Source organism: Weissella paramesenteroides (assembly GCF_036327715.1).
Lineage (GTDB): Bacteria > Bacillota > Bacilli > Lactobacillales > Lactobacillaceae > Weissella > Weissella paramesenteroides.
Map to the genome: position 1 here is coordinate 175,672 of NZ_CP130559.1, position 14,463 is coordinate 190,134.

At 36.6% G+C, this 14,463-nt stretch carries 11 protein-coding genes; 10 read left to right on the forward strand and 1 reads right to left on the reverse strand.

Features of this window, described 5'->3' with window-relative positions:
* Window positions 1–87 precede the first annotated feature (87 nt).
* On the reverse strand, window positions 88–1,569 hold the full coding sequence (locus tag QRX23_RS00865) for a hypothetical protein (protein WP_330155601.1): 1,482 nt from the start codon (window positions 1,567–1,569) through the stop codon (window positions 88–90).
* 522 nt (window positions 1,570–2,091) lie between these two features.
* Between QRX23_RS00865 and QRX23_RS00870 the strand changes: the two genes are divergently transcribed.
* The 10 genes from QRX23_RS00870 (at window position 2,092) to tpiA (ending at window position 14,461) form a co-directional block, all read left to right on the forward strand.
* The gene (locus QRX23_RS00870; RefSeq protein WP_330155602.1) at window positions 2,092–4,692 is read left to right on the forward strand and encodes a SpaA isopeptide-forming pilin-related protein; all 2,601 of its coding nucleotides are present in this window, start codon (window positions 2,092–2,094) and stop codon (window positions 4,690–4,692) included.
* Between the two features lie 2 nt (window positions 4,693–4,694).
* On the forward strand, window positions 4,695–5,426 hold the full coding sequence (locus QRX23_RS00875) for a pilin N-terminal domain-containing protein (protein ID WP_330155603.1): 732 nt from the start codon (window positions 4,695–4,697) through the stop codon (window positions 5,424–5,426).
* The gene (locus QRX23_RS00880) at window positions 5,416–6,942 is read left to right on the forward strand and encodes a SpaH/EbpB family LPXTG-anchored major pilin (RefSeq protein ID WP_330155604.1); all 1,527 of its coding nucleotides are present in this window, start codon (window positions 5,416–5,418) and stop codon (window positions 6,940–6,942) included. Before QRX23_RS00875 ends, QRX23_RS00880 begins: the two co-directional genes overlap by 11 nt.
* A gap of 86 nt (window positions 6,943–7,028) precedes the next feature.
* Window positions 7,029–8,171 carry a class C sortase gene (locus tag QRX23_RS00885; RefSeq protein ID WP_330155605.1) on the forward strand — a complete coding sequence of 381 codons (1,143 nt, stop codon included), beginning with the start codon at window positions 7,029–7,031 and terminating at the stop codon, window positions 8,169–8,171.
* Window positions 8,172–8,280: 109 nt separating this feature from the next.
* Window positions 8,281–9,003 (forward strand): class A sortase, encoded by a 723-nt coding sequence (locus QRX23_RS00890; RefSeq protein ID WP_330155606.1) that lies wholly within the window; start codon window positions 8,281–8,283, stop codon window positions 9,001–9,003.
* A gap of 122 nt (window positions 9,004–9,125) precedes the next feature.
* Window positions 9,126–9,632, forward strand: a complete 507-nt coding sequence (locus QRX23_RS00895; RefSeq protein ID WP_330155607.1) for a type 1 glutamine amidotransferase domain-containing protein — start codon at window positions 9,126–9,128, stop codon at window positions 9,630–9,632.
* Between the two features lie 105 nt (window positions 9,633–9,737).
* Window positions 9,738–9,866, forward strand: coding sequence for a hypothetical protein (locus QRX23_RS00900; protein WP_002828812.1), 129 nt, complete (start codon window positions 9,738–9,740; stop codon window positions 9,864–9,866).
* A gap of 499 nt (window positions 9,867–10,365) precedes the next feature.
* Window positions 10,366–11,877 carry a glycerol kinase GlpK gene (gene glpK / locus QRX23_RS00905; RefSeq protein WP_251939614.1) on the forward strand — a complete coding sequence of 504 codons (1,512 nt, stop codon included), beginning with the start codon at window positions 10,366–10,368 and terminating at the stop codon, window positions 11,875–11,877.
* Window positions 11,877–13,688 carry an FAD-dependent oxidoreductase gene (locus QRX23_RS00910; protein ID WP_330155608.1) on the forward strand — a complete coding sequence of 604 codons (1,812 nt, stop codon included), beginning with the start codon at window positions 11,877–11,879 and terminating at the stop codon, window positions 13,686–13,688. The genes glpK and QRX23_RS00910 overlap by 1 nt, the downstream gene beginning before the upstream one ends.
* On the forward strand, window positions 13,688–14,461 hold the full coding sequence (gene tpiA, locus QRX23_RS00915) for a triose-phosphate isomerase (RefSeq protein WP_140837277.1): 774 nt from the start codon (window positions 13,688–13,690) through the stop codon (window positions 14,459–14,461). Before QRX23_RS00910 ends, tpiA begins: the two co-directional genes overlap by 1 nt.
* The last annotated feature ends 2 nt before the right edge of the window (window positions 14,462–14,463 follow it).

The following is a 14,463-nucleotide window of genomic DNA, read 5'->3' on the forward strand; positions in this document are numbered from 1 at the left end:
TGCTAACTAAAAGCATCCAACCATTTTTTATTCATGTGTTATTTCATTTACTTAATCGTGATTTATTAAGTAAATTGGCTTCTAAAATTATTCACCATAATCAATTGTTTTATCCAACTTATTAAAACGATTCTTTTGTAAATCCATAATGTAGGCTTTTAACTGTTGCCAATCACTTTTTTGGGGCATTGCAGGCCAAATGATTTGTTGTTTGGTGTACGAAGGATTAAAAGTATCGGTTAAATAGATATCCGTCAGACTGCTAAGGTGCTGATCGATTTTAATATTTAAACCAGTAATGCTTTGAATCCCACTGGCAATATAATCATTGAATAAATTGCCTTCAGAAAAATCAATGACAATATGAACTGGCAAAATGAGATTGTGAATTGATAATTTAGGTAAAATAATCAAGGCGTAATCCTTTTTTATTTGAGCAATTTCTTGTTTATTGAAAGGAGTAGAATTAACGCTACCAATTAAGCTAGTAAATTCATCGATTAAGTTCTCAACAGCACCATTACGCAATAAATTGGCATAGTGCCAGTGCTGTTCGGTGAAAAATAAATCAGTTTTAAAAAAAGGACTTAAGATTCTGGCATTCGCTTTTAATAATTTATTCTGACAATCTATTATGTCAGTATCAACCAGTGATGTGCCAGCCAAATCTTTAATAATGTCTACTTGTTGATTTGTTACAGATTGAATTTCATCAAAATTCTTTAAAAATCCTAACTGCGATACGGGTAAATTGTTGATGCTAATAAGAAAAGTCAGTGCATAGCGAGTAACTAATAAAGCATTTTTTTCAAGCAGGTACCAGTCTTTAGATAAATGTTTCATGAACAATAACACTTGTTCCTGTGAAAGTACTTCTACTAAATATTTATTGTCGTTTTCGGGGATATGATGTTGATTTTTCGATCGTAAGATACCGATAGCGACAAAATAATTAATTTGTTTTCGTTGACTTTCAGTCGGTGTAATTTTCCAGATCAATGAGCAGTAAGCAATGGAATTTTTCATTTTAATAAATTTTTTACTGTCTTTTATGCATTTTGGAAAATAGTCAAAGTATGAGAAATAAACTAGTACTTGATAAATATAGTATCGTGCAAAAACTTCACTCTTTCTAATACATTCAATTTTACTTGAACCGATATCCTGGTAAAGCCCTTTTTTTAAACGAAAGTAAGTGGATGGACTAATACCGACATTGCGCTGAAACTCTGTGTCAGACTCACTGTAAATATTTAAGGTCGTGTGCAAAAATATGCGGAAACGCAGAGATTTATGAGCCTCAAAATCAATGATTTTATTTAATAAGGAGTTGTTGATATTAAAGGCAGATAAAATATCATTTTCAAATGTTAGTTTGAAGGTTGGAAAATCTTTTGAAAGGTTAATAGCATCATGAATAGTTATTTTCACTCGATATTGACTAACTTGTAGAGCTTCCTGGATTTCAAAAAATGTATGAACTGTCTTTTTTTGTGATGCTAGAAACTCAAACAGTTGAATAGTGAGGTAACGGTCTTTATCGATAAATGGAATAAATTCTTTTAGCATTTTAAATACCTCACATTGATTACATGGTTGATTGTTTAAGTTATACTTAAGCAATATATACCGATAATCATAGTTCGAAATTTATGTTAAATTTCTTCAAAAAAGAAGGTGAATTATCATTTTTTTGTGAATTTTTGAAAAATATGATAATTTTTTGACAAAGAAATTATGATTTGTTCTTGATAGTATTGACCTTAAAATAGATTAACCGTGTATCTTGCGTACATAAACTTTAGCCACTTAATTGTGGAACTTTTATTTCCTAATCAATAATTCTGAAATAAAATGGTGTAAATGCTCATTCATAATTATAGGCGCACTATAATTTCAACTAAGATTGATAGTATAAATAAAAGCCATCCGTTTGACGGGTGGTTTTTATTTATGATTAAATGTCACATTTTTATACATAACAAAAAATATTGATATTTTTTTGAATAAATTAAAAATTTCACCTTACACAATTAGTCTATTGTATTAAATGTAACTTAAAGTAGAAAAAAGCAGGAGGGGAGAAGGTATGTGTTAACAAAAAAATGGCATTGGGTAATGGCACTTCTTATGGGAATATTTGCTATGGTATTCATGATCAATCATGTATATGCAGCGGATAACTCGTTATTAAATTACACAAATGATAGTAACGGCATTTATCCAACAGCAAGTTGGCAACCAACGGGACAAACGACGGTTATTAACCACCAAGGTGGCTTTGGTACACAAGTTGATGGTAATAAGTCGTGGAGTGGTGATTCGTCAGATACCAAAAATTCTTATTTAAAATTTGGCGCTGATCAAAATAAGCCAGATTATGCAATTCGTAAATATGCTAAGGAAACCAGCACACAAGGTTTATATGATGTTTATTTGAATGTTAAGGGATCTGCACAACAGGATATAAAACCAGTTGATATTGTTTTGGTTGTTGATATGTCTGGTTCGATGGAACAAGGAACTGGTCGAGCAGAAGCCGTTCGACAAGGTGTAAAAAATTTCATGTCGTCAATTAGCCAAGCTGGCGTGGGAAAGTACGTCAATGTTGGTTTAGTTGGCTATTCGAGTCCTGGCCGCGGATATCGAAATGAAGAAGTTGGTATGGCATCGCTTTCAGATGCTCATCAAAATCAAATAAATAATGCTCTGTCAGGTGCATTTAATGGTGGGACATATACACAGGACGGTATTCAACGCGGGGCCAACATGTTATCTAGTGATAATAGTGGCAACAGGAAAATGATGATTTTGCTGACTGATGGTGTGCCAACATTTTCTAATAAGGTCACATCAGCAACAACGATTGATGGCACTATATATGCAACTGGTTTTTCTACCGCAATGGATCAACCAGGAAATACTTCTAAGTTACAACGTAGTTATACTGTAGGTTCTGGTCAAAATAGGTTAACAATCAGTGATACTTTTCCAGCGACATTGGGGCAAGCAAAAATTGCCAAAGATAATGGGGCTGAGATTCACACATTAGGGATCCAATTATCTAATGATGGCAACTATCTTACAGCTGCTGAAGTTCGAAACCGTATTAGTAAAACTGCATCACCAGGCATGTATCAAGATGCCAATTCTGCAGATGATATCGTGACTTATTTAAATTCACAATCAGATAATATTATCAACAATTTTAATAATGTTGCTAATGGAACAATTGCTGATCCTCTGGGAAAACAATTCATATATGCTAATCCAAGTTTGGTTGATGTAACCAGTGTTGGTTCTAAATCAATTGATAATGATCATTTGCCTAAGGCTGTTATCTCAGGTAATCAATTGAACGTCTCAAATATCACTTTAGGTGATGATCAAGAAATTCAAGTACATTATCAAGTGCATATTAATACCGAAACGAATGATTTTAAACCGGATTATTGGTATCAAATGAATGGTAATACGACCTTTAAGCCCAAGGGTGATGAGGATACGACTGTTCAATTTGGAATTCCTTCAGCGAAGGCACCAAGTACAACATTAAATGTTAAAAAAGAATGGCATATATTAGGTGATGAAAAAGTACCTGATAGTATTACTTACACTGTTAGTCGTGATTCAGTAACTGATGCTAATAATTGGACGACTGCCACTGGCACGTTAACAAAGGCGGACAATTGGCAACAAGAAAAAATTGATCATCTATTGGTCAATAATCAAGAAGTTGCTCTGCCAAAGTTTAACAATGCAGGCCAAAACTTCAACTATCAAGTAAAGTCAGAAGTAGATGTGCCGGGTTTCGTATCAACAATCGATGGTCAAGATAATACGTATACGATTACCAATACTAATTTAGGTGTAACCGTTAAAAAATTTGCTGCAAATAGTCAAAATTCGTTATCGGGTGCTAATTTTAAATTGACACAGTACACAGATAAATGGGCAGCAGTCGATACAAGTTTTACGCCAGTTGATTTTAACGGTGTTGATACGTTGAAATCAATCAAACCGGGCTACTATGAAGTTATTGAGGAAAAGGCACCACAAGGTTATGATCTTAAAACTTCAAGAGTTCGTTTCCAAGTAACTGATGATGGTAAATTCTTGAATGAAAATGGTCAGGAAATAACAGCAACAACGACACCGAATAATGATGGCTTTTATGTTTATAAAGATAAGAGCGGTGCACCTGTATTAACAATTGTGCAATATGATGCATTGAAATTATTTGATTTATCAGTTGTGAAAGTAGATGCAAGTAGTGGTAAGCATTTAGCTAATGCTGAATTTCGTTTAACTGGTGATAATAATGTGAATGTTACTGGCAAATCAGATGATGACGGTCACTTGACCTTTACCGATTTAAAACCTGGTCAGTATGTTCTGGAAGAGACCAAGGCGCCAAGTGGGTATCACATTATGGCTAAAAAGTTGAACATAACGATTGATAATCAAGGAAAGGTATCATTCTCTGATAGTACCATAGCAAATGAAGTAACGCTTTCACAAGATGACAAGCATAACCAAATTACAGTAACGATTAAAAATAGTGAGAATGGTGTATTACCTAAGACTGGTGGTACAGGCATTTGGCCATATATTTTAACCGGGATGATTATTTTTATTAGTTCACTAGTATTTGGTTACTATGGCTATCGTCATGCTGATGGGGAGGTGTAAATATGAAATTACGATTCTTATTTACATCATTCTTATTAGTTATTGTTGGATTATTTGTAGAATCGTCGCCAACCGTTAATGCACAAGAAATTGTGCCAACTGTAACTCAGCTGGTCATTCACAATGGGCAGTTGTTGGATATGGACGGTAGGACTGATGGTAAGGATACAACGTTCCAAGTTTATGATTTATCAAATCAATATCAAATTTCATCTGATCCCACTAGCTTGAAGAAACATTTAGCAGGTAAAGATGCCATGCGGATACAGTCTTATATTGGGGCAAATCATTTGTCATTGATAACAACTGTAAAAACAAATAATAATGGTCAAGCACCAAATGTTGTGCTGAATCAGGATGTCATAGCTATTTTAATTGTTCAAACAGGTGATAGTTATAATCAGAATGGGGACAAGGTATTTGCGCAACCGACAGTTATTAATTTACCCGTTAAAGATGATACGGGTCATCAACAAGGGGTGGTCAATATCTTTATTAAAGCGACTGTTTTACCAGGTGATGTGCCACCGATTGTGCCATCTCATCCTGAACAACCAGCAACTGTTACGCCATCTAAGAGTGGGTCAACAACATCAAGTAATCAACCACATAGTTGGTTACCTACAACCGGGCAAATGAAACGTCAGACGTTTTGGATTGGTATTTTTGTAATGCTAATCAGCGGTGTAATAATTATTTATCTCAGAAGGGAAAAGAAGACGAATGAAAACTAGGAGTGGGTTTTTCCATATTTTAGCAAGCATCATTTTAGTGGTACCGTTGGTATTTCAACTATTTGCTAGTGTGCAAACAGTTAACGCAGATACGACAAGTGATGCATTTAATGTGACATTACACAAACGTGTGTTTGATGAAGGGCAAGTACCTGCAGACAAGCAAAATACAGGTGATGTGATGAGTGATTTTGGTGGTACTGGATTAAACGGGGTCACATTTACTGTCTATGATGTCACTGATCATTACTTAAGTTTACGTGCTGCCGGTGATACAGCCGAACAAGCAACGACAGCTGTCCAAAAGGATGCTGTTGATGCTGCACCAGCTTACGCTAACAAAGTAGCAGATCAACTAACGACAACGACAAATCAGGAAGATGGTGTTGCAACATTTAGTAATTTGCCAATGAAAGATAGCAAGGGAAACTATAAGACATATTTATTTGTCGAAACAGATTCTCCTTCAAATATCACACAAAAGGCTGCACCCATTGTTTTGACTTTGCCAATTTTTAAGTCAGGATCAAATACGGAAATTAATAATGACGTACAAATTTATCCTAAGGATGAGCAGACAGAAGCAATCACAAAGGATTTAAATGATGATTCAAAGAAATCATTAGAAGTTACTTTACCTAATGGTGATAAGGTTTACAACGCTGAATATGGACAGACATTTGGGTACAACATTACTGTGGCTGTTCCTTGGAACATCAAAGATAAAGCAACTTTTGAAGTAGTGGATACACCAAATAAAGGTATCAAAGCTGATGTCAATAGTGTTGCCGTTACTGGGTTAACAAAAGGTACTGACTATACAGTTACTGCTAACGGTGATGGTTTTAAGGTAACGTTTGATACATCAAAGGCAGCTGTTCAAGCAGCAGCTGGCAAGAAGTTAGTTGTTAATTATGATGTGACATTGACTAATGATGCTGTGCCAGATGTTGCTATTGGGAACAAGGCAGAATTGACCATTGGTAATGGTAGTGATGTCACAACTACACCTGCAGAGGGTCCTAAGATTTATACTGGTGGTGCTAAATTTATTAAGCAAGATAAGGACAGCCACAAGACGTTGGCCAATGCTGAATTCCAATTAGTTAAGGTTGATAATTCAGGAAAGGTTGTTTCTTATGCAAATCAAGCTGCTGATGGCAAGTATACTTGGTCAGGTACAGATACTAATGCAACAACTTACACTTCAAATGCAACTGGTTTAGTTGAAGTAAAGGGTCTTCCTTATTCAAGTAAGTTAGAAGAAGGTCAAAGTTATGCTTTGATTGAAACAAAGGCACCTGAAGGTTATGCAAAGTTAACTGCTCCAGTTAAGTTTGTCGTAACACAAGGTTCTTATGCTGATGCACAAAAGGTTGAAATTGATAATATTACTAAGGGATTGTTACCTTCAACTGGTGGTAATGGTATTTATATTTACATTGCTGCAGGACTTGTTGTTGTTGTACTAGCAGCAATTGGTTACCGTATTGCAAAGCGTCGTGAAGAAGTCTAATTTTTGATTTCATAAATGAGGAGTTGACTTTAAACAAAGTCAGCCCCTTTTTTAATACATATCAATTTAATAAAGGAAATAAGATTATGCGTAGAAAAAGACCACGTCATTTTAATAAGTTATTACAAATATTGATGGTTATTATGGTGTTTATTGGACTGGGCATTGCGCTCTATCCATTTTATGTGAACGCTGCAAATAGTTTTATTGATGATTTTCGTCTTGCTCATTTAACGGGTATTAACAATCAGACTGCTGATAAGATGCGTAAGGAGAATGCGAGATTAGCTGGAGTGGGTATGACAGCTGGAAAAGATCCATTTTCAGGTAGTTCTAAAACTGAGCGAATTAACATTGATAAGCATTTAATTGGAAGTGTTTCAATTCCAAAAATTAAAGTAAATGTACCACTTTTTGATAAAACAACACCACTGTTGTTAAATTATGGCGCAACTGTTGTTCAAGGAACTTCATATCCTGTAGGCGGTAAAAATACGCATACTGTCATTTCAGCACACCGTGGTTTAGCAAGCCGTAAATTATTTACTGATTTAAATCATGTCAAAAAAGGAAACGTTTTTGTACTGACAGTTAATCATAAAAAGATGGCATATAAGGTGTATAAAATTCAGGTCGTTAAACCAACAAATACGGCTGTCCTTAAAATTACAGCAAATCAGGATTTAGCAACGTTATTAACTTGTACACCATACATGATCAATACCGATCGCTTATTGGTTACAGGACATCGAGTGCCATACACGAAAGGAATTGCTAAACAAATTAAGCGAGCTAATCAACAAAATGTAATTAATCAATTATTGATTTTAGTAGCAATTGCTGTATTGGCAATATCATTGTTAATCCTACTAGCGAGATTGATTCATAGGTATCTATTAAAGGGCTATTCTTACGATTTTATCTTTAAAGTAGTTGACCAAAGTAATCAACCAGTAGCTGGTGTGCAATACCAGTTATATAACCAGAATGGAAGAAAGAAAATTTTTAGACACCAAGAACCATATATTGTTATGACAGATAAAGAAGGGTTAGCACAATTCAATGACTTACCAGGAGGTTTGTATTGTATGAAAACAATGGATCCGATACAGAATATGTCAATTTTATTTGGTACAAAGAAAATCAAACAACTGTATATGAAGAGTTATCCATCAAGGAAGACAACGATAATGAATGAGGATAATGGTCAGTGGTCGGTAAAAATTTAATATGAAAAAAGCAAAAATATTATTGCAGATCCTTTTATCTATTATCATTTTATGTAGCATTAGTTACATTTGCTACCAACAAAATTGGTTTGATGTTCATAATAAAATCGTGCAAGAAATACGTTCACATAGGGTCGTAGTTGATGATAACAAGAAGACGAGTTTAGTTGATCGTAATAGAATTAGACAACGCCTAATGCGTGAAACGCAAACTGGTCTAAAAAAGCAAGGATTTGTTAGTATACCTGTTGTTGGTATTCTTGAGCCTATTTTTAATGATGCTTATTCAGAAAAAGGTCTGCAAGCAGGTGCAAATTATGCAAATCGTAGCTCGGTAGATCCAACTGGTAAGCAAGTACCAGTAATGGGGCAAGGTAATTATGGACTGGCTAGTCATAATTCTGATGATGGTTTAACGGGGTTTAGTGGTTTGCAGCAAAATTATCAAAATGATTCACCTTATCTTGTGAATGGGCAGAGACAAAAAAGTAATTGGTTGAATAATCAAGCCATTTACCTAGCTAATAGTGACGGCATTTTTGAATATCGTATCAAACAACAACGGCTGGTTAAGGCTGATGACGTGAGTGTGCTTGATCCCAGTCAAAAGGCACAGGTAACAATTATTACTTGTTTATTTCCAAGTACAGCATATCGTATTACAACAATTGGGCAGTTGAAGAAAAGCTATACGTGGGCCAAAGCACCTGATCCTATTATTAACTATTTTGATTTAACGAAACAAAAAACGAATGCTCACGTTGATTGGTACAATCCAGGTGTAGAAGAGGGGGTTAACGGTGATGCTGGTGGTACAAAAACTGTAAAATAATGAAGCTCTGTACACCTCCAACTAATTTTTTCAACACTTATAACTTAACAACAACAAAGTAAATATGTTATGGTGTGGATATGGTAGATGATAGGTCTACTAACCACGGGAGGTTATTAACAATGAAAAAGAAAGTTGCAGTTCTTGTTACTGATTTTGTAGAAGATGTTGAGTATACTGATCCGGTTAAAGCAATTGAAGATGCTGGTCATGATGTGGCCACAATTGGTTTTGAAAAGGGAACCGTCACAGGAAAGCATGGGACAAAGATTACCATTGACCAGGCGATTTCTGAAGTAAAGCCAGAGGACTTTGATGCATTATTTATTCCTGGCGGCTTCTCACCTGATCAACTACGTGCTGATCAGCGATTTGTTGATTTCGTCAAATATTTCTTGGCAAAGAATAAGTTAACAGCAAGTATTTGTCATGGCCCACAGCTGATGATTCAGACGGGCTTGGTTCATGGACGCACGATGACATCTTATTTGACGGTCCAGCCTGATTTGTATTATGCTGGGGCACGCATTGAAGATAAGCCGGTGGTAATCGATGGTAATTTGATTACAAGCCGTGAACCTAAGGATTTGCCTGTGTTTAACGATGCGGTTGTTGCGGCACTGGGTTAACGGCGATTAAGACGTTTTACTTTTTATTACGAATTCGTTCTGTTAGAATAACGTCATAGCCTACAAGGATTGATTAGTTTTATTCACCAAGGAGGGTTTTATTTAATGACTGAAAAAGATAACAAACCAGAAGAAGTAGAAAAAGATTCTCAAGAAGAGGAATCAACCCCATTTAGCCCACAAAAAGAAGTTAAGGGTAGACCAGCACCGGCCGATTATAAAAAGGCTGATTAATGGTCACATAATCAATTTTGAATAAAGTAATTTAAATTTTGTTCTGGAAGGAATCGTGAAAACGATTCTTTCCAGAACTTTTTTGTTTGTTGTTTTAAATGAAAATAAAATGAGTGGGTCAAAATTGCTAGTAATTTTAAATAATTTATTAAAAACTTGTTTGTGAAAAAAAGTTTTTTTAAATTTTATTTGTTAATGACTTTCATTATACAAATTACATAAACAGTAAAAATGTAAAACAATTTCATATGTGGGTATAATGAATGTTCAATAGCATGCATTATGACAATGTTTTACCTGTTTAGTCATGAAATGAATTCAAGAATTAGTTGATAAATTACTGTTTTGTGAATTTTTTAATGATTTAAATTGAATTAAAAATGAACATTGTGAAATTTATTGTTTCGTTGTACGCTGGATGAGTTGTTAGAAAACGCTTACACCATCAATGACATGAAAAGTCGTCTGTGTGGTTGAGTCATCCAATGGGGGTATTAATATGCAAAAGTATGTACTATCAATTGACGAGGGGACAACAAGTACTCGTGCCGTGATTTATGATAAGCAAGGCAAGATTATTGCATCAGCACAACGTGAAATCACAATGTTCTATCCAGAACCAGGATGGGTTGAGCAAGATGCTAATGAAATTTGGATTGCTGTTCAAGCAGTGATCGCTACGGCTCTGATTCAATCAGGTATTCATCCTAATGATATTGCGGGCGTTGGTATTACTAACCAACGAGAGACAACCATTGTCTGGGATAAGGAAACTGGATTACCAATTTATAATGCGGTGGTTTGGCAATCACGTCAAACGGCACCAATTGCTGAAAAATTGATTGCTGACGGTTATCAAGAAATGATTCAAGAGAAAACAGGATTAGTGCCGGATGCTTATTTCTCGGCAACTAAGATTCGCTTTATTTTGGATCAAGTCAGTGGAGCTCAAAGTCGAGCAGAACATGGTGAATTACTGTTTGGTACGATCGATACTTGGTTGGTATGGAAATTAACGGGTGGTAAGGTGCACATTACTGACTACACCAACGCTTCTCGTACCATGATGTTTGATATTAAGAACTTAAAATGGGATCAAGAATTATTAGACTTGTTGAACATTCCGGCAAAGATGTTGCCAGAAGTTCGCCAGTCTTCAGAAGTTTATGGGACAGCCATTCCGGTCCACTTCTTTGGTGCTGAGGTACCAATTGCGGGGATTGCAGGTGATCAACAGGCATCATTGTTTGGTCAACTGGCTCTTAATAAGGGGGATGTTAAGAACACATACGGTACTGGAGCTTTCGTTGTCATGAATACAGGTGATGAAGCGAAGATTTCAAAGAATGGGCTGTTAACAACAATTGCCTACGGTATTGACGGTAAGGTAACTTATGCGCTTGAAGGTTCAGTCTTTGTTGCTGGTTCAGCATTGCAGTGGTTACGTGACGGAATGCGAGTGATTAAGCAAAGTCCTGAAAGTGAAGATATGGCCAATGCTTCAGCTGATGAAGATGAGGTTTATGTTGTACCAGCCTTTACAGGATTTGGTGCACCTTATTGGGATTCAGAGGCCCGTGGTTCAGTCTTTGGTTTGACTCGTGGAACGACGCGTGAAGATTTTGTGAAGGCAACCTTGCAATCATTGGCTTATCAAAGTCGTGATGTTGTTGATGTTATGCGCAAGGATACTGGTCTTGATATTGCTAAGTTACACGTTGACGGTGGTGCATCAATGAATAATTACCTCATGCAATTCCAATCAGATTTGTTACAAACAGAAGTATCACGTCCTGCCAATGTTGAAACAACTGCCATGGGATCAGCATTCTTAGCCGGTTTAGCTGTTGGTTTCTGGAAAGACATTGATGAATTAAAGACAATGACTCAACAAGCAACGGAGTTTAAACCAGAAATGTCCGTAGAAGATGCTGAAGAACTGTATGAAGGATGGCAATTGGCTGTTAAAGCTACTCGGGTCTTCAAACCTAAGAAGCGAGGCACGAAGTAATGCGATTTAAGAGTGAACAACGTATCGCAGCCATTCAAAAATTAAAAGATGAAGATTTTGATGTTGTCATTATTGGTGCTGGTATTACAGGTGCTGGTATTGCGCTTCAAGCAGCTGCGTCAGGATTACGCACAGCAATTATTGATATGCAGGATTTTGCTGAAGGAACAAGTAGTCGTTCAACTAAACTGGTACATGGTGGTATTCGTTACCTAAAGACATTTGATGTTGATGTGGTTGCTGACACCGTTTCAGAACGTGCCCGTGTGCAACAGGTTGCACCACACATTCCGCGTCCATCGCATATGTTAATGCCACTTTATGATGAACCTGAAGCAACATTCACGCCGATGGGTGCTGAAATTGCCATGGAAATTTATGATAAGTTGGCCAATGTACCTGATGATAGTCCGTATGTTCATCGGTTGTTGTCAGCTGAAGAAGCCCACGACTATCTACCAATGTTGGATAATGAAGGCTTGGTTGGATTAGCAATTTACCTTGATTATCAGAATAATGATGCACGCTTAACCATTGAAAATATTAAACAAGCCGTGAGTGATGGTGCTGTTGCTGTTAGTCATTTAAAAGCTACCGCAGTTGTGGCTGATCGATCAGAAAAACGAATTAGTGTGGTAGATACTTTTACCAAGGAATTATTTGATATTAAAGGAAAAGTTGTAGTAAATGCGGCCGGTCCTTGGCATGACACGATTACAAAATTTGCGGATGAAACCACCAGCGATGCGATTCGTCCGACAAAGGGTGTGCATTTAGTTATTAATCAGGATCGTTTACCAGTGCCAAATACGGTGTACTTTGATTCTGGCTTCCATGATGGTCGCATGTTATTCGTTATTCCACGTGCCAATAAGACTTACTTTGGGACAACTGATACTGATTATACTGGGGATTATATGCATCCAAAGGTAGAAAAGGCGGATGTTGATTACCTATTAACGGCAATCAATCGTCGGTTCCCTAATGCGCATATTACCATTGATGATGTGCAAGCAAGTTGGGCTGGCTTGCGTCCATTGATCAGTGGTGTCGGTGATTATAACGGCAATACTGCTAAGAAGGTGGCATCGGATGAAAGTTTGCATGCCTTAGATGAAAAACTTGATCAGTATTTCAACCACGAAATTGAACGACAGGTAGTAGATGAACAATTAGATCATCTGACTGGCTTTAAAAAGAGTACGTCAAGTGTTTCACGTGGTTTCCAAATTAATGTAGAGAATGGCATTGTTAATGTATCAGGTGGTAAGTTAACGGATTATCGTTTGATGGCATCAGAAACGATGACTGAATTAACAAAACTCTTTACTGACAAATTTGATAAAGCAGTGACACCAATTGATTCAACTAAATATCCAGTATCAGGTGGCCATTTTAATCCAAATGATGTTGATGGTGAACTTGCGAAGTATGCGGAAGAATTAGAAAAACATGATGTGAATGAAGTTAAAGCGATGGAGATTGCAAATTTGTATGGCTCTAATACGCCTGAAATCATTGCATACATTGAATCAGGAGTTTCAGCACCTAAACTATCTGTCGCTGAAACAAGTATGTTGCATTACGCCATAGATAAAGAATTTGTTCTACGACCAATTGATTATTTCTTACGTCGTACGAACTATCTATTATTTAAATCAGAAAACTTAGCACGCATTGAAGAACCTGTGATTGATGAAATGGCTAAGATATTGGATTGGTCTGATGAGACAAAGCAAGCTATGACAGCAGAATATGTACATTTACGTGATGAAGCGCAATTAAAAGCGCTAAAAGAGGAGTTAAATTAATGACGGGGAGAATTCCTTTAATTGTTGCAAACTGGAAGACCAACAAAAAGGTTGCCGAAGTTTATGATTTCTTACAAGAAATCCAAGGAAAACTGCCAGATCCTAAAAGAGTAAGGGTAGGTATTGCAGCGCAAGATATTTATTTACATGAAATGGTTAAACAGAGTCAAGAGCTGGACATACCAGTCGCTGTGATTTCTGAAAATTTGCACTGGGCTGATGAAGGTTCATATACTGGTGAAACATCACCGGCTGCCTTGGCTGATATTGGTGTGTCAGGATCGATTGTCGGTCACTATGAGCGACGTAAAATGTTTAAGGAAACCAATGGATCAGTGGGACTAAAGGTTACCGCAGCACTACGTAACGAGTTGATACCAATTGTTGCAATTGCTGAAGATACGACACGCTATAACCCGGATGACGAGGATATGGCACCGTTGACAGAGATTGCAGTGGGCTTAGCAGGTGTTGATAAACAAAGGGCGGAAAATATTGTGATTGCTTACGAGCCAGCTTGGGCAATTGGCGCAAGTGAGACGCCATCACTAGAAGTAATCGAACACTCTGCTAAGGTTATTCGTCAGTCATTAGCTATCTTGTTTACACAAGAAGTCGCTGATAAAATTCGCATCCAATATGGTGGGTCAGTCACGCCAGAAAATTCGAAAGAAATTCTTGGCTTAGCAGATATTGATGGGTTGTTAATTGGTCGCGCATCACTAGAACCAGCTGCATTCTTGCAGATGGTCAATGATGCAATTGAGGGGTAAAA

Excerpts from the sequence above, each read along its gene's own strand:
- QRX23_RS00865 (WP_330155601.1), bottom strand. The coding sequence starts at position 1,569 with ATGCTAAAAGAATTTATTCCATTTATCGATAAAGACCGTTACCTCACT.
- QRX23_RS00875 (WP_330155603.1), top strand. The coding sequence starts at position 4,695 with ATGAAATTACGATTCTTATTTACATCATTCTTATTAGTTATTGTTGGA.
- QRX23_RS00880 (WP_330155604.1), top strand. The coding sequence starts at position 5,416 with ATGAAAACTAGGAGTGGGTTTTTCCATATTTTAGCAAGCATCATTTTA.
- QRX23_RS00885 (WP_330155605.1), top strand. The coding sequence starts at position 7,029 with ATGCGTAGAAAAAGACCACGTCATTTTAATAAGTTATTACAAATATTG.
- QRX23_RS00895 (WP_330155607.1), top strand. The coding sequence starts at position 9,126 with ATGAAAAAGAAAGTTGCAGTTCTTGTTACTGATTTTGTAGAAGATGTT.
- QRX23_RS00900 (WP_002828812.1), top strand. The coding sequence starts at position 9,738 with ATGACTGAAAAAGATAACAAACCAGAAGAAGTAGAAAAAGATTCTCAA.
- glpK (WP_251939614.1), top strand. The coding sequence starts at position 10,366 with ATGCAAAAGTATGTACTATCAATTGACGAGGGGACAACAAGTACTCGT.
- QRX23_RS00910 (WP_330155608.1), top strand. The coding sequence starts at position 11,877 with ATGCGATTTAAGAGTGAACAACGTATCGCAGCCATTCAAAAATTAAAA.
- tpiA (WP_140837277.1), top strand. The coding sequence starts at position 13,688 with ATGACGGGGAGAATTCCTTTAATTGTTGCAAACTGGAAGACCAACAAA.